We start from the raw sequence: 22,188 nt of genomic DNA, 5'->3' as shown, positions 1-22,188 counted from the left end.
ATAACGGAGCAAAGTTAAGTGACAAAAGATTTTTCCTATCTATCTCATACATATTCCTTACGTTTAATTGAATAAGATAAAAGAAGGGAGGAGTGGGAGAATGCATCGAAATAACAAACCAATCCTATTTTTTTTCGTATTATTATTTGTCATTTTCGTTGCTATACCGTTAACGATTAGTATAGCTTACGGTAATGTTCCGTTCTTCACCAATTATAATTTAGAAAACAATGACGTGTTTGTTAGTAATGATACAACGCTTACAGAGAATGAATTATCATTTATCAAAGATAATACGTATACTTGGGAGGAAATAAAGCGTTATATTATCCAAAAAGAGAGGACTTATATAAAGATTTTACGAAACACCACTATTATTGTAGCAATTTCCATCTTATCGATTCTGATTGATCGAGTTATTTTCAGAAAATAAATAACTATTTTTATAAGAAACAGCCTTCTTCTATCAATGAAGAAGGCTGTTTAATCTATCTTAGTGTTTCAAATTAGATTGTTGTATTGGCCAAAAGAAACCTAGTATCGCACCAATTAAGGCAGGGAAAAACCAACCAAGTCCGATATCAAAAAATGGTATATAAGTTAAATAGTATTTGTTTATCAATTCAAAAAAAGAATTTGCAACCTGTGGTAGGGTAGTTACTAGTGCATTATACCCGTCAATGACACTAATGAATAAGGTTAGTGTCATGGCCGAGACATAAACAGATCTCTTGTGATGAAAAAGGATAGAACTAATACCTAATAATATTAGAACAATAGCTAATGGATATAAAAACATTAAAACTGGTACGGCAAATTGAATAATATTATTTAATCCAAAGTTTGCAATGATAAAAGATACAAAAGATAGCATAAACACGAACATTTTATAACTAATTTTGGGAAAGACATCATGAAAAAATTCACTACATGCTGTTATTAATCCAATACTTGTCTTCAAACAAGCTAGTACAATAATAATTGCTAATAAAATCGCACCAAGAGGACCAAAATAATATTGAGCTACTTCAGCGAAAATGATACCACCATTTTCAAGCGTTCCTATTGCATCTACACTGGATGCTCCCATGTATGTGATCAGGCCATAAATAAGTGTCATTAACCCCATAGCAAATACACCTGATTTCCAAGTTACGCTTGCAATCATTTTTGTAGCTGTTATTCCTCTGTATTTAATTGTATTAATGACAACAATACCGAATGCTAGAGAAGCAATTGCATCCATTGTATTATATCCTTCTCTAAATCCAGTCATAAATGGATTATTGGAATAATCACCTACTGGTAAGCCAAAACTCCCCATTGGTTTGACTATCGTAACAATAATTAAAAGGGATAAGAACAATAGAAAAGCGGGTGTTAAATATTTACCAACATAATCAATTATTTTTGCGGGGTTTAATGAACAATAAAAAACTATTGCAAAAAATAAAAAACTGAAAATACCTAGTGATATACTAATCTGCGCTTTGTTAATAAAAGGTTCAAAACCAACAACAAATGGAACAGTAGCTGTTCTTGGAATTGCAAAAAAAGGACCAATTGTCAAATAAATCGCCATACTAAAAACTAATCCAAAGGCAGGATGTACACGATTTGCTAAATCAAGTAAACCATTACTTTTCGATAAACCAATGGCTAATATTCCTAAAAAAGGTAAACCGATCGTTGTTACTAAGAAACCAATTAACGCTGGCCAAAAGTTAGATCCAACTAACTGGCCAAGTTGAATTGGAAAAATTAAATTACCAGCACCAAAGTATAATCCAAATAGCATTGTCCCAATAATCACATATGTTGAAAATGGTATTTTTTTTTGTTGCATGTTTATTGCTCCCTCCACTAAAGACAATAGAAATAATAACAGTATTTGAGAAAAGGCACAATAGATTTATATTTTTCGTGTGTTCAAATCGTTTTAATATGTCGTGTTTTGATATACCATACTCGGGTATAGCTTATTGATGAATATTTTTTAAGGAGGATCGTCATATGTTTAAAAATGAACACGATCATTATGAACAACATAAGAATGAGCATGATAAAAAACATCATCAAGAACAGTCGCATGAGCCACATCATAATGAAAATCATGACAACCATACACATCCCGATCAGGAAGATCATGAACACAATGCTCATGGTCATGATCACGGACATATGATTGCAGATTTCAAAAAGAGATTTTATATTTCAATAGTAGTAACTATTCCAATATTACTTTTATCACCTATGATTCAGGAATTTTTTAATTTTGAGCTTACCTTTCCGGGAGCTAAATATGTTTTATTCGTATTAGCTACATTTATTTTCTTTTACGGTGGTAAACCATTCTTGACAGGATCAATTGATGAATTAAAACAAAAGAATCCAGGTATGATGACATTAATTGCGTTAGCGATTGTCGTTGCGTATGTCTATAGTTCATTGACTGTATTTGGACTATCAGGAAATAATTTTTTCTGGGAGCTTGCAACATTAATCGATATCATGTTGTTAGGGCACTGGATTGAAATGCGATCTGTAATGGGTGCATCAAATGCTTTAGAAGAGCTTGTGAAAATGATGCCATCAGAAGCACATATTATTGATGAGAACGATGAAATAAAAGATGTAAGTGTTTCTAGTTTGCAGCATGGCGATAAAGTGCTAGTAAAGCCAGGAGAAAAAATACCCGTAGATGGTAGTATTCTCAAAGGACACTCTGCTGTAAATGAATCCTTACTAACAGGGGAGTCCGTGCCAATAGACAAAGAAAAAGACGATGATGTCATTGGTGGATCGATTAATGGTGAAGGTTCACTAACGATTCAAGTAGAAAAAACAGGGGAAGATAGCTATCTATCTCAAGTGGTTACTATGGTCAAAGAAGCACAGGAATCAAGGTCTAAGACTCAGGATTTATCTAATCGCGCAGCTAAATGGTTATTCTATATTGCTTTAGGAGCAGGGGCGATCACACTGACTGTTTGGTTAGGATTAGGCTATTCCTTTTCTTATGCTTTAGAACGAATGGTAACCGTAATGGTAATTGCCTGTCCACATGCGCTTGGCTTAGCGGCTCCATTAGTAGTTGCGCGCTCAACAGCACTAGCAGCTAAGCAAGGATTGTTAATTAGGAATCGAACCAACTTTGAAGAAGCAAGAAATATAGAAGCGGTTGTTTTTGATAAAACTGGAACGTTAACTGAAGGTGAGTTCGGTGTCACTAATATTTTGACAGAAGAGAATTATGATCAAGATAAAATGTTACAAATGGCAGCATCATTGGAAGTACAATCCGAACATCCTATTGCAAGAGGGATAGTAGAAAAAGCAAAAGAACAAAAAATTTCCTTTATTGAACCAAAAGCATTCGAGTCCATGACTGGTAAAGGATTGAGAGGAACTATTAATGACAACGAAATATTAGTAGTCAGTCCTGGATATGTACAGGAGCAGGAGTTAAATTATAATGAAGAAAACTTCAATGAATGGTCAGAGCAAGGGAAAACAGTTGTCTTTGTGATAATCAACGATAAATTAGCAGGTATGATCGCATTAGCTGATAAAGTTAGAGAAAGTGCTGCACAAGCCATTTCTCGTTTGAAAGAATTAAATATTGAGTCCCAAATGTTAACTGGTGATAATTATAAGGTTGCTCAATGGGTCGCAAAACAATTAAATGTAGATCAAGTCGTTGCTGAAGTATTACCACATGAAAAAGCAGACAAGATAAAGGAGATTAAGAAAAACGGTAAAAAAATTGCTATGACCGGAGATGGTGTCAATGACGCACCTGCACTTGCAAATGCAGATTTAGGTATAGCAATTGGCGCTGGTACTGATGTTGCAATGGAAACAGCCGATGTTGTTTTAGTTAGAAGTAACCCAGAAGATGTCGTTTCTATTGTTGATTTGTCTAGATCCACATATAAGAAAATGATTCAAAACTTATGGTGGGCTGCAGGCTATAACATCGTTACCATTCCACTTGCAGCAGGTATACTCTCACCAATCGGTATTGTGTTAAGTCCAGCTGTAGGTGCGGTATTGATGTCACTAAGTACCGTGATTGTGGCGATTAATGCTCGAATGTTTAAGGGGTAGCATAGCATAAGTAAGATAGAAACATTTAGAAGTATGTCATTGTTTTTTACAGCAATGATGTGCTTCTATTTTTGTTCACAGGAAACTGGTTTTTTTGTTAAAATTACGGAAAACCATAGTGATTATTTGGTGAAATCTTGTTATAATTAAGTGTGTTAATTGATTTTAATTACATTAACGATTAGTGAAACAACTGGATTATATTGAGCATCTTAGTAGATGTTGCTTTCTAAAATAAAACTTTATTATGATAAATTTCTTGGTTTCTTATTATGCCTATATTTTGACTTTTTTGGCAATCAGATCTTGTTCTGTAGTTAGTCTATTGATTGTTCGATAGGTCAGATAATTGATTATAAGTGACTAAGGATTATAATGTAATAAAATTATTTGTATAATGCTCAAAAAAGAAGGAGGGGCATATTTAATGAAATGATAAATATCGTACATATTAATTATAGGTTTTGGTATAGCTCTGTTTGCCCTTGACGTATTGCTCCTATTTTATTTATTAGCCTAGATCATCAAATATAGATGGATTATATATTCTTTTAAACTAATAAAATTTTAAAATACTCACTTGATGATATTTGCGAACAGTTACAGGCTATGAATAAACACAATATAAAATCCTATCGATAAATACCGTGAATTTATGGGCGTGTCTTTAAAAAGTACGAGAAGCTTTGTCATCTAATTAGTCCCATGAAGAAAAAGCGTACACTGATTCCTCTTTATTGGAAAGTTTACTCAAGAATACAATAAATGGATAGGGTGCTTTATATCCCAATGCAAAGGAAATTTTAAGCTATTAAAAGAGAGGAATTGTTCCATACACATAGCAAGTAATGGACTAACCAAATACTTAGAAGCAATAGTAAGTTATTATAATTCGGATAAATAAGGTAGTGAAATTTCAGAGTTGGTAAAACAATGATAGGCTTTAAATTTCATTTACAAATGTCAGTTAATGAATGTGTTTCCAAAAATTCTACAGTACATGAGTACATGTCAGATAGCAAAAAGGAGGTAGAGTTGATTGATGACTTTTCGTTCAAAAGTGGATAGATTCTATGCAAATTTCATATTGATAGTTGGTTTGATAATTGGTGTTGCGACATTTCTGCCACTATTTTTTGAAGAAATTCGAAATGAATTTGTGGTATTTCTAATATTAACCACGATATACCTTATTATAATGGGGTTAATTTTATGGACTGTTTTTTCAATTAAGTATGTATTTAGTCAAGATTATTTATTAGTAAAAGGCGGGCCATTTAGAAGTCGAATTCTATATGAAAATATAAAAAAAGTTTTACCTACAACATCAATCTTTATAGGATATAGAATAATGTCAGCAAGAGATGGGATTGAAATTTTTTATGAAAATGCAACTCTAGGAAGCGTAAAAATATCACCTAAAAATAAAGAAGAATTTATAGCCGAGTTAAAGCAACGCTGTCCTAACTTACAATATTATCAATAAATTAGGGAACGTTCCTATATTTGAAATTAGATTTCTTGATAAAGAGGAAAGATTATTCAAATTAAAAAACACTTAAAAACCACGAACAAAGGAGCATAATACATGTTAGATTATGGTTTGCTTAATGTTGGAAGTCTAATACTTGGTTTAATTGCTTGGATACTACCTGTACTTAGTTTGATACAAGGCAAGAAGCAAGAATATAAAAGTTGGCATATTCTTGCTGTTTTCAGTCTTAGTGCTTGTACTATATCAATATGTTTTCAAATTTTATATAACTATTATTTGGTGAAGATTGAAGATTGGGCTGCGCTTATGGATACGATAGGTGCTGTTGCGTTAGCCTCATCAGTTCTTGTAGTTGTTACTATTTTATTAAACATAGTTAACTTGATTTTGTTTCAAGAAAAAAGCCATTGATGTTCTCCAAACATTTAAAAACAGAAATCAAATCAAGTAAAAGCTGGTGATCATTATGAATATTAGAAAACTTAAATCAAATGAAAATCCACCTAAAGAATTACTGTTATTAGCTGATCCATCTAAAGATATTGTAAATGACTATGTAGACAGAGGAATGTGTTATATAGCAGAAGAAAAAGGAGAAATGATTGGCGTATTTGTACTTCTCCCTACAAGACCTGGAACATTGGAATTAATTAATATAGCAGTGACTGAAGAAAAACAAGGTAAAGGAATAGGGAAGAGATTAGTAAAAGAAGCAATAAAAGCGGCAAAAGCAAAGGGTTATAAAACAATGGAGGTTGGTACTGGTAATTCAAGTCTCAGCCAATTGGCTCTTTATCAAAAGTGCGGATTTCGAATTGTTAGTATTGATATAGAATTTTTCACTAGACATTATTCAGAAGAGATTTTTGAAAATGGCATTCAGTGTAAAGATATGATTCGATTAGCTCAAGATATATAAAATAGTATTCACAAAGAACAAGCCTATTATCTTACTAGATTTGGAGAAAATTCCTTCAAAATAAAACAAGATGGGTGGTAACTGTTTTGATAAATCCTGTTGTTAATCTCAGTGAGTACGACCCTAATTGGCCATTACAATTTGAAAATGAGAAAAATAGAATTAATGAGGCTATAGGTAATGAAATTATTGGAATTGAACATATCGGGAGTACATCCATAAAAGGTTTAGGATCAAAACCAATAATCGATATTATGGTGGGAGTGAATAATTTAAACGATGTAGAAGCACTTGTAAATGCTCTAAATAAAATTGATTTTGAGTTTGTTCCTAAGCCAGAGATAACGGATAGAAAATTCTTCAGATCACGAATATCAGGTCGTAGTACATATCATTTACATATTTGTGAATTTAATAATGTTGAATGGAATGAAAAATTGTTGTTTCGTGATTACTTAAGGTCACATCCTGAAGCATCAAAAGAATATTATTCTCTAAAAAAGGAACTTGCAACTAAATATCACTTCGATAGATCAACATATACAAAGGCAAAGAGACCATTCATTAAAAACATCATAGAAAAAGCTAGTAAAGAAAAGGCGTAAAACAATGAAATTATACAAGCCAAGCAATTAAGTAAAGAAATTATAGCTTCTAATTATAAAATCACAAAGATATTTTCGAGCAAACAAAAAAGAGCAATCGAAACAGCTAAAATAATAAGTGAGATTATTCAGACTGAATATATGGTTAGACAAGGATTAGAGGAAATGAATCTAGGTGAATGGGAAGGATTGTCGTGGGATGAAATACCCTTATTGTATCCTAGAGAATTTGATGTCTGGTTTAATCATCGAACATACACTAGAACGCCCAATGGAGAGTCGTACCAAGATATATTAGAACGTACTTTAATAGCACTAAAGAAAATATTAGACAATAATTGGAATTGTTACACACAGTGCTGTAATTATGTGCTTGCAATGCTATTTAACAGACACTCCATTTGAAGAGGTGAGAAAATTCGCAAATGATAATACTTCTATCACAGAAATTGATAGTGAGTTGTTAAGGTTATAAATTTTTTAAACTATGAGGGTACGTCAATAAGTGGGAGGGGGATAAAATGCTTTTAGATTCGATTGAAAAACCTTTGAATAATGAAGGTGGAACAATAACAAAACAATACATTGAAATTAATGGAACAAGACAAGGATTAATTATGGAGTCTCTAAACCAAAACAAACCATTGTTATTATTTTTGCACGGAGGTCCAGGTTTTCCTGTTTATCCTATTGTTAAAGCTCATGGTTTAAGGTTAGAGCAGTTTTTCGATGTCTGTTATTGGGATCAAAGAGGCACGGGAATGTCTTATAATGCTGGAAAATCCACGTCGTTAACAGTGGAGCAATTAGTTGATGATACCATTGAAGTAATAAAATATTTGAAACACAACTATTCACGAGACAAGGTGTTTTTGCTTGGTCATTCATGGGGATCTTACTTAGGAAGTCTTGTAGCAAGTCAAAACCCAAGCCTCATTCATGCATATATTGGTATAGGTCAAATCGCATCATCAAGAGAGTCAGAAAATGAAATCTATGACTTTATTTTAAAAGCCGCAAACCGTATGAACGATAAACGCGCATTGAAGCAAATAGAAAAGATGGATTTCGATGAAAATTACTATCAGAATCGTTCATTCGGTACATTTAAGTCAAAATACACAAACAAATATGGAGGTGGTTTTAAACGAAAAGGATATTCAAATTTTGAAATCCTTAGACATGTTTTCGCTTGTCCAAACTATACTTTCAAAGAACGATTAAATATTTTCCCTAGAAGTGTTTCTAGCTGGCAATCATTAGGTCATGCACTTGCAACTACTGATTTAGTAGAACTTGCTCCAACATTTAACCTTCCAGTATTTATACTACACGGTCAACATGATTATCAAACAACATATACTCAAGCTAAACGCTACTATGAATCCATTGAAGCTCCATTCAAGAAAATGCACACTTTTGAAAATTCCGCTCATGCACCCTTTATTGAGGAACAAGAACGTTTTTGTGAAATTATGGAGTCTGAAGTTTTAGATGTAATTAAAGGTGATTACTAACAGCTGTGTTTGAGAAAATCCCAATGAAAAGCTGACAAAATATAAGGTGTAACAACAGTATCATTCACATGAAAATTTAAAGCCAAGAATTTCTTTTGTCCTTAAAAATCCATCGGTAAGAGAAGAATGGGAACCTGACCAACCCGGTTTGAAAGTGATCAAAATGGGTTGGTGTATAACTCTTCTTTCAGTTCTTAGGCTGCTTTCAATATTGATTTAAGATTTTAATTTTGCTAGAGGAAATAAGTATAAAATGAAAAGAATCCCCATCACTGAATATGCTATTATTAGTCCTAATCTACCTGTTAATATACTCGCTACCACTGGACCAACCATCATACCAAATGAATAGGATGTATTATAAACAGCATAAGTTAGACCTTGAGATACAGCACCGGCTTCTTGAGAAATATCTGCTAACTTAGGGAGTGCAGGAGTTAAAATCATTCCAAGAGTGATTCCTAAAAGTACAAGAGTAACTACTTGTAACCATACTAAAGTAGGCAAAGTGTTTAGTGGGAGTACGATTGCTGCCATTATAATACCAATCCTTATTGTTTTGACATGCCCAATCTTAGTTGAAATAGACCCGATGAGAGGGGACGTTACCCCATAACCAAGCGTAACCACTAAGAATAAAACTCCAATAACCCCGGTTGATATTTCTAATTTTTCATTAAAATGAATTGGTAATGTCGGCTCAATACTGGAAAAAACAGATGCACCAACAACTGCAACTCCTGCAATGATTAAAACATTTCTATTTCGTAGGATTTTAAAAGGGGACGTAAAATTTTCTGTCTTTGTTTCAGGGATTTTCCGAAGCAAGACTAAACATAGTATCGCGGTAATAAGTGCAATTCCTGTTGCAATGAAAAAAGGTAAGTGGTATCCACCAAATTCATAAAGCCAACCTCCAATTGGAGGTCCTAATAACACTCCGCCTGCCTGACCAGACATAGCCATGCCCATAGCCTTTCCTCTCTCTTCTTTTTGAAACACTTCTGCTAATAATGCCAATCCAGCTGTCCATGGTATCGCCGCAGCGAGTCCCTGTAATAAACGTGCCAATACAAGGATCCAGAAACTTGTTGCGAAAGCATATATTAAAGTTGTTACTGCAAGTGCAAAAAGACCTAACACTAAAAGCTTTTTTCTACCGACTTTATCTGCTAAAGCTCCAAAAAATGGGGTCGTCAAAAATAAAGCAAGGGCATAACTGGCAAATAATAAACCTATTTCTGATTGTGAGGCTCCTAATGATTCAGCGTGAACTGGTAAGAATGGTACTACTAATCCATACATAAGCATATCTGTAAAAATTGCTAGAATTACTACAATTAAAACAGATGATTTAATGTTTCTGTTCATTATATTTTCCTCCTTTAATAAACGTAATTATTTCTTCAATAGTTTTCAGCTGCAGTTCACATTGCTCATACATATTGTTAAAAATAACATTGATATTATTAGGTAATTCTCCTAAAGCTTTCTGTTTTAGCTCGTACCCCGCCTTCATACTGTTATAAAGTCTTGTAATCTCTTGCTTTTGTTTCTCTAAACTACTTAATATTTGATCATCATTTAAGTTTTCCATAAATGTTAATGCAGTATAAAGAGACGCGGGAAATACTACAGATGAGTTAGTAAACGAATCTATAAGTAACTGATTTAGTTCGTACTCTCCTTTTTCTGTTATTTTAAATATTGACCTGGTTCTTAACCCAGTACTTTCAACTTTTTCCAATGCGACTTTTCCCTCGACTTGCATTTTCTTTAAAGCGTGATATATAGATGCTGGTTTTACATAAGCCCACATATCTGTTTGTGATGATTCCATCATTTGTTGAATTTCATATCCTGACATCGAGCCATTTGCTTTTAGAAGTCCCAGAACCATAGTACGTGTCATATATTAATCCCTCCACCATAATACTAAACTTATAATACTAAACGTTTAGTATTATTGTCAAGATATTATAAAATAATTTAGAAAAGACAAATATAATAATATAAGTACAAAATTTTTAGAATCCAAAATTTGAATCCCGTAGTTTTTATGAAGATACAGGATAAAGCAGTAGGGAAGGGGCAGAAAAAATATAAAAATACATTAAATAAGCATTTTGAGGAAGGTGACATGCTAAATTAATTAGCAACATTTGAAGAGTTTGATCCCGTTATGTGTATTTCCTAAGAAAAATACTATGCTTGCTAAAAAAAATATGTTAATATACCATTGTTAACGTAAAAATAAAAAGGTTGACAATAGTGTGTATAGGGAGATGATTCTTTGAATAGGAGTAAATCAAGACTAAGAGCAATTATTTTATGTGGTGTTTTTGCAGCTGTAACAGCGGTACTGGCTCAAATAGAGATTCCAATTCCGGTTGTTCCTATTAGCGGACAAACGTTAGCGGTAGGGTTAGCAGCAACGATTATTGGTAGTAGGTACAGTACGATAGCAATGATTTGTTATATTTTATTAGGTGCAGTGGGTTTACCGGTTTTTGCGGGATTTTCTGGTGGCGTACAAATATTAGTTGGCCCAACCGGAGGGTACATATTTGGTTTTGTTGTCACAGCGTTAGTAACAGGATATATTTTAGAAAAAACAAAATATAATATAACGATGGCAATGGTAGCCAACACTGTTGGAATGATTATAACACTTATTTTTGGATCAATTCAGTTGAAAATAGTATTAGATTTAACATGGAATCAGGCGCTAATTTCAGGAGTTTATCCATTTATTGTAGTCGGACTTATAAAAGCGTATTTAGCTAGTTGGCTCGGAATTACAATAAGAAAAAGGTTAATTCAAGCTAAGTTAATTCACCCTAACCTAACAAAAACAATCACTTCATAAAACTGAAAATTCTTTCACTATATATGAGGGAAGTTGTTGTCTAATAGAACAGATGATTAAGAAGGAAAACGAAAGAAGACATTGAGTGATTCAGAATGAAACTACGTAGCATTTTTCATCGAGTAATATTTCTTTGAAGTGCCACGTAGTTTTTGTATGCAATTAAATTTAAAAAATAATACAGAATAGAAATTAGACTATTAGTATTAAATATAGAGATTGACCGTTGAAGGATTTGGACAAGTCTTATTTGTACATCGTTAACGATACTAGATCACGATGGAATTGTTTAACAAGATATTATTGAATGTAGTTATAATCACATACAGTTTGATCCCATTGTCGATTATAAACGTATAATTATTGCGGGAAGTGTTGGATTATAGAGTCAAACAAATGGAAGTTGTTGAACTTTACTTGATCTTGAAGTTAAATTAAAAGTAACACCATATGATGGAAAAAGATGTTCTAAAAAAGACTTCGCTGAACATTACTTAAGTCCATATTATGAGGAATATTGATTAATAAATATGAATGTTATAAATAAGATTGTGAAAAATCCTCATAACCAGGTAGAATAATTAAAGAATAAATAGTTTATATGTAAGTTTCAAAAATTAAAAGAGGGGGTATTATTTTGAGTTCCTATACTAAATTGCCTCTAACTGACGGCGAAAAAGATAAACTTAGAAAAGCTAAAGTGAAAATTAGGGAATTACATACTTTTAACAAAGAACATATAGCAGTATTGTTAGATGTTTCATATGAAAGAGCAAATATTTTAAAGGGATTAGCCGATTTTCAGAGTGTGCCTTCTATTGGTCTTAAATTGGCTGAGAAACTGGTTTTTGAACTTAAGCTTTTTTCATTATCGGAAATTAAAGAAAAAAATGGTGCCAAACTTTTTGATGAATTAGAGCAACAGTTGGGTGTATGGACTGATAGTTGTGTTGAAGACCAAATACGTTGTGTAATTTACTTTGCTAACAATCCTAAGAGTAGTAAACAGTGGTTTGATTTTACAGAGGAACGGAAGACTTATCGTAATAAGATCGGTTTTCCTAAAAACAGACCAATAACTCCTTGGCACGAATAAAATTGGGAGGCAATTATAAAGTATGTTTCTTAAGAGGAAACTCCATTAACTGACATGGAAATAAAGGTGGGTTTAAAAGATTATTTTGGTTTAGATTATGTTAGCAGTCTATAATGAAGAAGTATTTCTTCACCTTTAATTTGAATTGTTTTATCACTGTAATTAAAAATGGTTGACCCTGACATCGTGTCATACCTTATGATGGTATTGAATAAATGATTAAAGGGGGGGAAAAGATGAAGATAAGTGAATTGGCAAAGAAAACGGGAACAAGTATCCGCTCGTTACGTTATTACGAGCAGAAAAAATTGATTCATCCTTATCGCTTAAAAAATGGCTATCGGGAATTTGATGAATCTGACATTGAGAAAGTAAAAGCTGTTCAATTATTCTTAAGATTAGGAATGAATACAGATGAAATATATCGTGTTATATCATGCGATTATTTTGAGACTGCAGAAAATCATGGATGTGCACATTCAGCGGTAGAACTCTACTCAAGTAAATTAGAAAATGTCCGCAAGCAGCTTCATCGCTTTCAACAAATTGAAAAACAATTAGAAAAACTTTTAAACTATTGGGAAACAGAAAAAGATAAAATAGAAAGTAGGTATTAGGTGAATTATCGGCTTCTTATACTAGTACTTGGAACATTTATCATTGGGACTGATGATTTTGTTATTGCTGGATTGTTGCCTCATATTTCTGACGATTTGAATGTTACAATTGCTGCAGCAGGGCAACTGGTAACGGCTTTTGCTGTTGCATATGCTATAGGAGCTCCTCTTTTTGGAACTTTGATGATGAATTTACCTTTAAAATCGCTTTTGATTATATCTATGTTGATATTTGCAATTGCTAATTCACTCTCCGCGGTTGTAACTTCTTTTGAGATGCTTTTCTTTACAAGAATCTTAGCTGCTTTATCTGCTGCAATCTTTACTCCTTTAGCAATGACAGCTTCTGCTAGTTTAGTATCTGAGAAAATAAGAGGCAAGGCTTTATCATTTATATTAGCAGGAATAACTATCGGGTTAGTTGTAGGAGCACCTATTGGTACATGGATTGGCAATTTTTCCACTTGGCGTTATTCTTTTGTTTTTGTAGCGGTGATATCTTTCGTTACTGTTATAGGGGTTTTAATATTCTTACCTAAAATAGAAAGAGAAGCAGAATTAACAATTAGAGAGCGGTTAAAAGGCTTCAATAAAATTATTTTATTAACATTATGTGTAAATGTTATTGGCACGACTGGGGGCTTCATGACTTATACGTATATAGCTCCAATCATTACAGATATTACGAATATAGAAAACATCAGTGTTTTCCTCATGTTATTTGGGATAGGAGCACTTTTTGGGAATTTAGTTGGTGGTTACTTTACTGATAAAATTGGTGCACCAAAAACTTTAAAATTATCACTTGGGACCTTCGCAATATTATTAGCAGCATTCTCACTTTTATCATTACTAAGTCCATCAACATTTGCAATTATTATGGTATCGATTATAGCGATACTATGGGGAATCCCTGGATTTGGTATGAACCCGGCTCTTAACTCATTTCTAATATCTTTAAATCCTAAACAGGCTCAAATGGTTTTATCATTTAGTGCATCAGCTCTATATATAGGGATTGGATTAGGTGCATTTATAGGAGGCGTTGTTATAAACGTAAGTTCCGTAAATTTTGTTGGAATAGGAAGCGGAGTATTAGTTCTTATTGCTTTAATGCTGTTTACTTTTATTAATAGGACTGCTAATAAAAAAGCAAGATCGCTAAAAAACGAATTCATAACGTATCGGATATGAATAAAACTTTATATAGATAAGCTTCTTCACAAAAGACTTGCAAATCATATATGATTTGCAAGTCTTTTTATTTGATTGCCATAATTTTTTATTGCGATAGAGTTGGTTTACAAGACAGAACATGAAAAGAGAGGAATAAAATCTATCATTAAGATCTGCTTATTATGAAGGAGATAATTAACCGCCTGTAGAAAGAACAGAAACTCATCAGCTATTATCGAACCGACACTTTAAAATATTCTAGTTTACATAATATATATTATAGGAAGTTATAAAGAAATAATATGAATTCTGTCTCATTTATGAGTTTACTCTTGATAGTGAGATAAGATTTAAATTTATCTAACTTAATCGTTACTAGTATTTAAATTTTCAAGTAAACTAGATTTTAAAATTTGTTCTTTCTTTTCTCCGTTTTGAATATATTTGATGCGCATAGCTCGATTATTATTTGACTCAACATCTAATAAAGATAATTCTAAAATAAGTGTATTAGCGTTACCGACTGTAAATCCATTAATCGTTTCTTTTTCTCCAAAATCCTTTCGCTTATAAACCCCTGTTTCCTTTGTTGGACCACTTTTTGCTGCAATTACTGGCAATCCTGCAGCCATGGCTTCTAATATTACTAATCCTAGTGTCTCTGTAACTGACGGAAAAATCAGCGCATCACTTGACGCGAATGCTTCTGCTAAATTGTTACCTTGCAAAAAACCTGTAAACACTGTGTTTGCGTCCATAAATACTTCTTCTAATTCTTCTCTTGCTGGCCCATCCCCAACAATTGCTAACTGTACATCTTCACTTTTTTCTAATAATGGTTTAAGTTTGTGAATTTCCTTTTCAGCTGCCAATCTCCCAACACACAACAATAATTTCTTATTTGGATTACCAATTGACAACTTGAGTCTCATTTCTTCTATTGCATGATCCGGATTAAATTTATCAACATCAACGCCACGTTTCCATAAATGTACATTATTAAAATCCTTTTCCACCAATTCTTCTTGAACTGCTTTGGATGTACATAAGTTAATCGATGCCATATTATGTAGTTTCCTAAAATAACTCCAAAGAAGTGGTTTGAAGGGCTTATACCACGGATAATAATCCAAGTATTTAGGTGCATGTGTATGATAAGAAGCGATTAAAGGATACCTTAGTTTTTTTGCATAATATACGCCTGTAGCCACAAGAAGTGCTGGATTAAATACATGTACTAGATCTGGGTTATGTTTTAAAATTAGATCTTTCACTTTTCTTTATGGAAAAGCAAACGGACGATAACGATAAAAAAATATTTTTTTGCTTTGACCTTCTCCACTGTCACATCATCCAATGAAACCTCTCCTGAATCAGGAGCAACTACTACGACTTCATGATTTAATTTTCGAAAATGTTTAATGGCTGCTGTTAGACGTGTCACAACTCCATCAATAGATGGTAAAAATGTTTCTGTAATAATAAGTGTTTTCAAAGTACAATTTCCCCTTTTTCAGACTACTTTATTAATCGATACCATTATAAAGTAATTAAAAGGAAAAATACAATAAAAGGCTAATAGCTATTGTTGTATCTTCGTTTCGCTCATTTTTTTACTCCAACTTGTACATATTATTCATAGGAGGTGTAAAAATGAATGATAAGCATGTAAACAGAACAGAGCACTCGAACACGGACAAGGCAGAGATCGCATATAAGGAAATAGAGAACGATAGACACACTAAAAACGCAAGAGCTACATCAATGCTTGAACAGCATTATCCAAGAATAAATACCGATAATTTGTGAAAATTTCATAAAGGGGTGCAGTTCAATACTACTCCCCTTTATGATTAGGATTCATAACAATCACTGTTTCAAATCATATATGAGCAATGCGTCATTAACAGTTATCACAATTTGTTGAATCAGATTTTCTAATGCACACCTTTATAATAGCTTTTTCAACAAGTCTTCAATAAACATCTTCAGGTTGTGACGTCGATAACGATGGACGACTGCCTCTGTTTTGCAATTTAGATTTACCTTTACATAATAGAGCATATCCAACAACCTCAAATGTTTCCCCTTCATTTGCATCTTCTCGATCAATAACACATTGGAATGCTTCTTCATTGATTTATTTCGAAAGTTATAAATGGAAGAAAAAATGGAAGAGCTCAGTTCTCTCCCATTTTTTGCTTATATATACTAATCTGTCCGTTTAAATTAACAAAAACCGGTAAGTGACAGGCACTGCAGGTAAACTTTAAAACTCTTTCAACCTCTGCTTTGCTTGATCATCACCTTTTAAAGCTGCTTTTTGATACCAATATTTAGCTTTTTTTATATTAACTTGGGTCCCAATCCCATTCTCATAACAAAGACCAAGATTAAACTCTCCATAAGAGTCACCCCGATCAGCAGCCATTTGATACCAAGATATCGCTTCATCCCCTAGACCATTTTCCACCGCCTCATGTCCTAGGCGATTTGCTGCAAACACATCACCAAAAATAGCGGATTCGGTAAACCATCGTTTGGATTCTGCCATGTCTGCTTCTGCCCCAACACCATTCTCATACATATAGCCAAGAGTGTACATTGCTTCTGGCACGCCTTTATCGGCGGCTGCCTTAAAAAGTTCTAAAGCTCTTTTTTCATCCTTATCCACATACTCCCCACGCAAATACATATCTGCATAATTGTTTAGGGCATCCCCATGTCCTTTTTTCGAAGCTTCTTTATAATAAAAATAAGCTTTTTCCAAATGATGTTCCACAATTGTTCCAACAAAATAATCATTACCTAGCCAATAAAGAGCATCCGCACTCCCGATATCAGCTGCTGCTTTGAACCAGTCAAAGGCCCATTCATCACGCTCGATCGATTTATAAAAATGACCCAGTTCTAGCTGGGCATCTGCGTTACCTACTAAACCTTTTTGATACAGGGTATTAACTTCCTCTTCTTCCTGTTCATCGATATAGATTACTGCTTGATCACTTGTTGGTTTTATCATTTCAGATAATATAATTTCCAAATCACGTAATAAAATAGATTTGTATTCCTCTTGAAAGGTAGTTACGCGCACTAACTGTGAGTACAAAATAAGAATATCATCAGGAAGATTACTTTTTGAAGAAATACATTCTTTTAAAATCAAAGAAACATCTTCTAGAAAATGATCACTTGAGGTTAGATTTACTAAAAGTTCAGCAGCTATCGTATAACCCTTTTTAGTTAATTCTTGTTGCAAATCCACTTTAAAGACACCCTTCTAACGTTCACTGTCACCACCCGTAATTTGTCGAAACAGATAAATTACGGGTAGTGACAGGCGCTCACAATGCTTTTATAGATTATAATTTAAATATAATGTTCTTGTTCTTATTTATTAATCTTAGTTCTGTTTTCATGTTCCCGCAGTTTCTATAGTAACATCAAAAATAGAATCCATGCTAATAGAATGTATTCGTGTTTTCTTTCCCGTTACCCCCTGATGATCAAGTAAGATTAACCGTTTCTCCGTGAATATAAATGTATCTCGAACTAACTTGAATCCCATTTCAATGCGATATTGCTTTTCTACTTCTTTATTTCTAGATAAATAATACAACGTTGTTTTTATTAATTGATTATGGAGAATATCATGGACATATCTTCTTCAAGAATGTGTATCTTTCCTCTTTTATGTGAAAAAGTCTGAATTGATTCTTTAAAAAGGATTTTCCCGCGAATAATACTAGACTTTTCTTTGTTCTCCACATACTCTTTATAAAGTCCTCTTTTAATTAATGCCTTTACCTTTATTAAAAGTACCTTACTTAACAGGTTTAATAAATCTTTCTCATCTTCATCATACACACTAATAATATCCTTCTCGTAAGGGTGATCGCAAGCATACACTAACATGTAATACAAGTTTTTGACGGGAATTCTATTGATGTCGTTGGATGAGATCATCAACTTTCTCCTCCTGATCAAACCAATATTCTCTTAGTAATGGTTCAACTTCCAACCGAACAACTCTATCAAACCACTCTTGCTCATCTTTTATTTCACCATCTGGACAAAAGTAGCTATGTCCTATTTCAAATCCTTTACCTAGATTCACATTATCATTGATAATTTCGTTATTAACTTCTTTCATAAAGGTGATTACTTTTTCTATAAAGCCATTGCTGATACCTTTTCCTCTTAAAAACGTTGCAAATGATTCTGTATGAAAACCAGGAACCAAATTAATAAAAGCAAATCGCCTACGTAATGCATAGTCAACCATAGCAAGTGATCGGTCAGCAGTATTCATTGTAGCAATGATATAAACATTTTCTGGAATATAAAACTTCTCTCCCTCTGAACCATAAGCAGGTTTAATTTCATGTTCTTTTCCTCGTTTATCAGCTTCCATTAACATCATGACTTCTCCAAATATTTTAGATAAATTACCACGATTAATTTCATCAATAATGAAATAGAAATTTTCATTTGGCTTCTTCTGTGCTTTTTTACAAAAAGAGTAGAATAAACCATCTTGAAGCTGAAAATTACCATTCTCATTTGGTTTGAAGCCGCAAATAAATTCTTCATATGAATAAGATTGATGGAACTGTACAGTTTCAATGCGTTCCTAATCTTTCTTCCCCATATGAAGATAAGCTAATCGCTTTTCAACAAATGTTTTACCAACACCAGGAGGTCCTTGTAATATAATGTTTTTCTTATAAAACAATGACTCAATAGCATCTTCTACTTTCTCTATATCAATAAACAAGTCAACCTTAATGTCATCAATGTTATAAGGGATAACTGTATTCCCTTCTGAAGTGTAAGGTGATTTCGTTTCATTAACTTGTAATCGGTTAAATAACTGCTCAACAAATTCTTCATAGGGACTAACATTTGTTAATGTCTTTGTGTTAATAGGCAAATCGGATGTCTTCCATCTCCCCGTTTTTAACCATTCTACATTTCTAAACGAATGGTGTTCTCCGTTTTCTACATCATATTTATACTCAGAAATAACTAGTCCATATGCAATTAATTCCTCTTTACCACGTTTAATAAAAATATAGTCGCCTACGTTCATTTCTCTCAGAAATTGTTCATTTGCAAGTGCATCATTTGTTGGTGAATAGTCTAAGTTATGAATTTCTTTTAGTTTTTCAGTAATTTCTCTTTTAAAGGGTTCTCATTCGGATTACGCACAAATTCAAAAATTTCTTTTATCCCTTTCCATAAATCGTTGTATCTTTCCTTTTCCTTATATTTATTTGCAACATGAATAACACACTCAATTAATAATTCTGCTCTCTCATGGTCATTGATACTAATATTACATACATTGATTATTGTTGGTACAATACTGTTTTGAATCCCTTGTAAATAGGGGTAGCGTCAGGAAAATGCGGATTTACAACGTTAAGGAAATTCTCATATTAAAAGCCTAATTTCTCAAAAATGCTGAGAAATTAGGCTTTTTTCGTTACTCCATTAAAGCATTCTTTTCCGGAAGATCTAAAATTTAATATTAATTAATTCTTACTATATTAACGCACCTATTAAGTGCATTAGTTCACATTGACAAATGAGTGAATTAAGTATATAGTGTGCATTGTGGAGATACACATTACAATTTTAAGGTAGGCAAAATAATAAAATGAAGATATTGATTTCAAACACATCCGATAAACCTTTGTACCAGCAAATCAAAGATCAAATAAAAGATTCTATTTTCAAAGGTGAAATTAGTGAGGGTGATCCTCTCCCGTCTATTCGAAATTTTGCCCATGATTTAAAGGTAAGTGTTCTTACTATTCGTCGTGTTTATGATGAATTAGAAGAAGAAGGTTTTATCACAAGTCAAGTGGGCATTGGTACTTTTGTCTCTACAGGTAATCTTGAGCTGATTCGAGACTCTAGACGCCATCATGTTGAGCAAATAATGCAGGAGTTAATTCAAACCGCAAAGACATTGAAAATTACTAAAGAAGAGTTAAATGAAATGATGAATATTCTATATGAGGGGGATGGACAATGAGTAGCATTTTAGAAGTAACAGGGCTAAATAAATCTTATGGGGATTTTTCTCTTTCTGATATTAGCTTTTCCTTAGAGGAGGATTGCATTACAGGGTTTATCGGTATCAATGGAGCAGGGAAAACAACCACAATACGGACAATACTTGGACTTGTAACAAGAGCATCAGGCACTATTAAATTATTTGGTAAGGATATGAACAAATATGAAAAGGAATTAAAGGATCGTATCGGAATTGTTTTGGATGATGGAGGCTTTTATGATGAATTGTCAATGGCAGAAATGACAAGCATTATTTCCCCTGCATATTCAAGATGGAGTGAACATGATTATAAAACTTTTATGGAACGCTTTTCCCTAAACCCACGCCAAAAGATTGCCACCTTATCAAAGGGGATGCGTATGAAATATTCATTGACTTTAGCAATTTCCCATCAAGCAGACTTATTGATAATGGACGAACCTACAAGTGGATTAGACCCTTTAATCCGAAGTCAGCTTATGGAAATCTTGAAAGATTATATGAAACAAGGAGGAAAAGGGGTTTTCTTTTCGACGCATATCACTTCTGATTTAGATAAAGTTGCAGATATGTTAATTCTCATCAACAATGGCAGGATTTTATTTGGGGAAGAAAAGGATATGCTGATTGACACTCACCGTTTGGTAAAAGGCGATATAAAGGATTTGAGTGATGAAACTAGAAACTTGTTCTTAAATATTCAAGAAACAGAATTTGGTTTTTCGGGTATCACCAATCAATTGTCGAAGATTCAAAAAAACATGCACGACATTCTGATTGAAAGACCTACAATTGAAGATATTATGCTTGGATACATAGAAAAGGAGGCAAAAAATAATGTTACTACATCTCGTTAAAAAGGATATTCTCCTTATCAAGAAATACTTACTATTTACGTTGCTTGCAGTAAGTGCGATCCCACTATTTATTATGGCTCGCATTCCTGAATTTTTAGGTTTTAATGCCTTCCTAATTTCAGTGATTTTTGCAGAATTTATGCTCTATCAGTATGTATCGATGGTAGAAATGAAATACCCTAAAGCTACCGCGTTACTATGTGGTACGCCATATCCTCGCAGCATGCTCATAAAGGCAAGATATGCTTTTCTTCTTTTGATTTTTGCCTACTGCTATGTAGCATATACCCTACTAGCAATGGTCGTGTCTAAAATTGAATATCTTACCCCAATAAGCATACTTACTGCTCTGCTGATTTCGACAATATTATTTGGCGTATATACACCCATACAGTATAAATTAGGTTATGAAAGAACAAAGTATTTCTTCTCAATTGTTATAGTAGCAACGCCATTTATCTTGCCGGCACTATCAAACTTAGATATCAAACTCGATTTTAGTGAACTATCTGCAATGTCTATGTTAGCCAAATGTTTGATACTGATTGTGGCTGTAATCGCTATTTTTTGTATTTCCTTGATTGCATCCATTAAGATTTATTCAAAAAAAGATTTATTATAACTGCATAGAAATATTATCAAAATAGGAGGAAAAAGAATATGCCCACTATACCAACACCAATAGTAATACTTTTTGTATTATTTCCCTTTGTATATTTTGGATATAAGTATTATAGAAATCATAGAAAATAGTAAACTTGAGAAATCAAAGGTACTACATTAGAATAGGAAGCTACAAGATTTATGACTTCTACCTTTTTCTTTGTAAAGGAATCGAAAACAACACAGATTAGCTAGATAAA

At 33.0% G+C, this 22,188-nt stretch carries 25 protein-coding genes and 1 pseudogene; 16 read left to right on the top strand and 10 right to left on the bottom strand.

Features of this window, described 5'->3' with window-relative positions; translation table 11 throughout:
• Nucleotides 1-100: 100 nt before the first annotated feature.
• Nucleotides 101-433 (top strand): hypothetical protein, encoded by a 333-nt coding sequence (locus ACH6CY_RS00470; RefSeq protein ID WP_374065227.1) that lies wholly within the window; start codon nt 101-103, stop codon nt 431-433.
• 60 nt (nt 434-493) lie between these two features.
• On the opposite strand, the gene brnQ is transcribed toward ACH6CY_RS00470, so the two are convergent.
• Nucleotides 494-1,846 carry a branched-chain amino acid transport system II carrier protein gene (brnQ, locus tag ACH6CY_RS00465; protein WP_374065226.1) on the bottom strand — a complete coding sequence of 451 codons (1,353 nt, stop codon included), beginning with the start codon at nt 1,844-1,846 and terminating at the stop codon, nt 494-496.
• Nucleotides 1,847-2,013: 167 nt separating this feature from the next.
• Here brnQ and ACH6CY_RS00460 point away from each other — a divergent pair, with 167 nt between their 5' ends.
• The 7 genes and pseudogenes from ACH6CY_RS00460 (at nt 2,014) to ACH6CY_RS00430 (ending at nt 8,646) form a co-directional block, all read left to right on the top strand.
• Complete coding sequence (locus tag ACH6CY_RS00460; protein ID WP_374065225.1) at nt 2,014-4,110, top strand: copper-translocating P-type ATPase; 2,097 nt, start codon at nt 2,014-2,016, stop codon at nt 4,108-4,110.
• Between the two features lie 1,042 nt (nt 4,111-5,152).
• Nucleotides 5,153-5,596 carry a PH domain-containing protein gene (locus ACH6CY_RS00455; protein ID WP_374065224.1) on the top strand — a complete coding sequence of 148 codons (444 nt, stop codon included), beginning with the start codon at nt 5,153-5,155 and terminating at the stop codon, nt 5,594-5,596.
• 102 nt (nt 5,597-5,698) lie between these two features.
• Nucleotides 5,699-6,016, top strand: a complete 318-nt coding sequence (locus tag ACH6CY_RS00450; RefSeq protein ID WP_374065223.1) for a hypothetical protein — start codon at nt 5,699-5,701, stop codon at nt 6,014-6,016.
• Nucleotides 6,017-6,071: 55 nt separating this feature from the next.
• Nucleotides 6,072-6,524 carry a GNAT family N-acetyltransferase gene (locus tag ACH6CY_RS00445; RefSeq protein WP_374065222.1) on the top strand — a complete coding sequence of 151 codons (453 nt, stop codon included), beginning with the start codon at nt 6,072-6,074 and terminating at the stop codon, nt 6,522-6,524.
• Between the two features lie 86 nt (nt 6,525-6,610).
• Nucleotides 6,611-7,129 (top strand): GrpB family protein, encoded by a 519-nt coding sequence (locus ACH6CY_RS00440; protein ID WP_374065221.1) that lies wholly within the window; start codon nt 6,611-6,613, stop codon nt 7,127-7,129.
• A gap of 9 nt (nt 7,130-7,138) precedes the next feature.
• Nucleotides 7,139-7,604 (top strand): annotated as a pseudogene (locus ACH6CY_RS00435) (histidine phosphatase family protein).
• Nucleotides 7,605-7,650: 46 nt separating this feature from the next.
• Entirely contained in the window at nt 7,651-8,646 is a 996-nt protein-coding gene (locus tag ACH6CY_RS00430; protein ID WP_374065220.1) for an alpha/beta fold hydrolase, read from the top strand.
• A gap of 216 nt (nt 8,647-8,862) precedes the next feature.
• Here ACH6CY_RS00430 and ACH6CY_RS00425 read toward each other — a convergent pair whose 3' ends face one another.
• Entirely contained in the window at nt 8,863-10,017 is a 1,155-nt protein-coding gene (locus tag ACH6CY_RS00425; RefSeq protein WP_374065219.1) for an MFS transporter, read from the bottom strand.
• Nucleotides 10,001-10,558 (bottom strand): PadR family transcriptional regulator, encoded by a 558-nt coding sequence (locus ACH6CY_RS00420; RefSeq protein WP_374065218.1) that lies wholly within the window; start codon nt 10,556-10,558, stop codon nt 10,001-10,003. The genes ACH6CY_RS00425 and ACH6CY_RS00420 overlap by 17 nt, the downstream gene beginning before the upstream one ends.
• 381 nt (nt 10,559-10,939) lie before the next feature.
• Here ACH6CY_RS00420 and ACH6CY_RS00415 point away from each other — a divergent pair, with 381 nt between their 5' ends.
• From ACH6CY_RS00415 to ACH6CY_RS00400, 4 genes are all read left to right on the top strand, one after another.
• Nucleotides 10,940-11,515, top strand: a complete 576-nt coding sequence (locus tag ACH6CY_RS00415) for a biotin transporter BioY (protein ID WP_374065217.1) — start codon at nt 10,940-10,942, stop codon at nt 11,513-11,515.
• Nucleotides 11,516-12,152: 637 nt separating this feature from the next.
• Nucleotides 12,153-12,611, top strand: a complete 459-nt coding sequence (locus ACH6CY_RS00410) for a helix-hairpin-helix domain-containing protein (RefSeq protein ID WP_374065216.1) — start codon at nt 12,153-12,155, stop codon at nt 12,609-12,611.
• 236 nt (nt 12,612-12,847) lie between these two features.
• Nucleotides 12,848-13,228: a MerR family transcriptional regulator gene (locus ACH6CY_RS00405; RefSeq protein ID WP_374065215.1), complete on the top strand. Its 381-nt coding sequence runs from the start codon at nt 12,848-12,850 to the stop codon at nt 13,226-13,228.
• The gene (locus ACH6CY_RS00400; RefSeq protein WP_374065214.1) at nt 13,229-14,422 is read left to right on the top strand and encodes an MFS transporter; all 1,194 of its coding nucleotides are present in this window, start codon (nt 13,229-13,231) and stop codon (nt 14,420-14,422) included.
• A gap of 347 nt (nt 14,423-14,769) precedes the next feature.
• Here ACH6CY_RS00400 and ACH6CY_RS00395 read toward each other — a convergent pair whose 3' ends face one another.
• Nucleotides 14,770-15,678: a glycosyltransferase gene (locus tag ACH6CY_RS00395; RefSeq protein ID WP_374065213.1), complete on the bottom strand. Its 909-nt coding sequence runs from the start codon at nt 15,676-15,678 to the stop codon at nt 14,770-14,772.
• Nucleotides 15,675-15,899 carry a hypothetical protein gene (locus ACH6CY_RS00390; RefSeq protein ID WP_374065212.1) on the bottom strand — a complete coding sequence of 75 codons (225 nt, stop codon included), beginning with the start codon at nt 15,897-15,899 and terminating at the stop codon, nt 15,675-15,677. Before ACH6CY_RS00390 ends, ACH6CY_RS00395 begins: the two co-directional genes overlap by 4 nt.
• Nucleotides 15,900-16,057: 158 nt before the next feature.
• On the opposite strand from ACH6CY_RS00390, the gene ACH6CY_RS00385 reads away from it, so the two are divergent.
• A complete protein-coding gene (locus tag ACH6CY_RS00385) occupies nt 16,058-16,213 on the top strand; it encodes a hypothetical protein (protein ID WP_374065211.1) in 156 nt (51 codons plus the stop codon).
• A gap of 460 nt (nt 16,214-16,673) precedes the next feature.
• Here the strand turns inward: ACH6CY_RS00385 and ACH6CY_RS00380 are convergent, their stop codons facing one another.
• The 5 genes from ACH6CY_RS00380 to ACH6CY_RS00360 all read right to left on the bottom strand — a co-directional run bounded on the left by ACH6CY_RS00380 (nt 16,674) and on the right by ACH6CY_RS00360 (nt 19,496).
• Nucleotides 16,674-17,669, bottom strand: coding sequence for a tetratricopeptide repeat protein (locus tag ACH6CY_RS00380; protein ID WP_374065210.1), 996 nt, complete (start codon nt 17,667-17,669; stop codon nt 16,674-16,676).
• Nucleotides 17,670-17,819: 150 nt separating this feature from the next.
• Nucleotides 17,820-17,972, bottom strand: coding sequence for a PH domain-containing protein (locus tag ACH6CY_RS00375; protein ID WP_374065488.1), 153 nt, complete (start codon nt 17,970-17,972; stop codon nt 17,820-17,822).
• A gap of 62 nt (nt 17,973-18,034) precedes the next feature.
• Nucleotides 18,035-18,319, bottom strand: a complete 285-nt coding sequence (locus ACH6CY_RS00370) for a 5-methylcytosine restriction system specificity protein McrC (RefSeq protein WP_374065487.1) — start codon at nt 18,317-18,319, stop codon at nt 18,035-18,037.
• Between the two features lie 25 nt (nt 18,320-18,344).
• The gene (locus ACH6CY_RS00365; protein ID WP_374065486.1) at nt 18,345-19,031 is read right to left on the bottom strand and encodes an AAA family ATPase; all 687 of its coding nucleotides are present in this window, start codon (nt 19,029-19,031) and stop codon (nt 18,345-18,347) included.
• A 6-nt stretch (nt 19,032-19,037) separates the two neighbouring features.
• Nucleotides 19,038-19,496, bottom strand: coding sequence for a hypothetical protein (locus ACH6CY_RS00360; protein ID WP_374065209.1), 459 nt, complete (start codon nt 19,494-19,496; stop codon nt 19,038-19,040).
• A gap of 570 nt (nt 19,497-20,066) precedes the next feature.
• On the opposite strand from ACH6CY_RS00360, the gene ACH6CY_RS00355 reads away from it, so the two are divergent.
• Genes ACH6CY_RS00355 through ACH6CY_RS00345 form a run of 3 tightly spaced genes read left to right on the top strand, consistent with a single transcriptional unit; the run spans nt 20,067 to nt 21,947 of the window.
• A complete protein-coding gene (locus ACH6CY_RS00355) occupies nt 20,067-20,447 on the top strand; it encodes a GntR family transcriptional regulator (RefSeq protein WP_374065208.1) in 381 nt (126 codons plus the stop codon).
• The gene (locus tag ACH6CY_RS00350) at nt 20,444-21,325 is read left to right on the top strand and encodes an ABC transporter ATP-binding protein (protein WP_374065207.1); all 882 of its coding nucleotides are present in this window, start codon (nt 20,444-20,446) and stop codon (nt 21,323-21,325) included. Before ACH6CY_RS00355 ends, ACH6CY_RS00350 begins: the two co-directional genes overlap by 4 nt.
• On the top strand, nt 21,306-21,947 hold the full coding sequence (locus tag ACH6CY_RS00345) for an ABC-2 transporter permease (protein WP_374065206.1): 642 nt from the start codon (nt 21,306-21,308) through the stop codon (nt 21,945-21,947). The genes ACH6CY_RS00350 and ACH6CY_RS00345 overlap by 20 nt, the downstream gene beginning before the upstream one ends.
• Nucleotides 21,948-22,188 lie beyond the last annotated feature (241 nt).

The organism is Paraliobacillus sp. JSM ZJ581 (assembly GCF_044383835.1).
Classification (GTDB): Bacteria; Bacillota; Bacilli; order Bacillales; family Amphibacillaceae; genus Paraliobacillus.
This window is presented reverse-complemented; position numbering and strand designations above follow the sequence as displayed.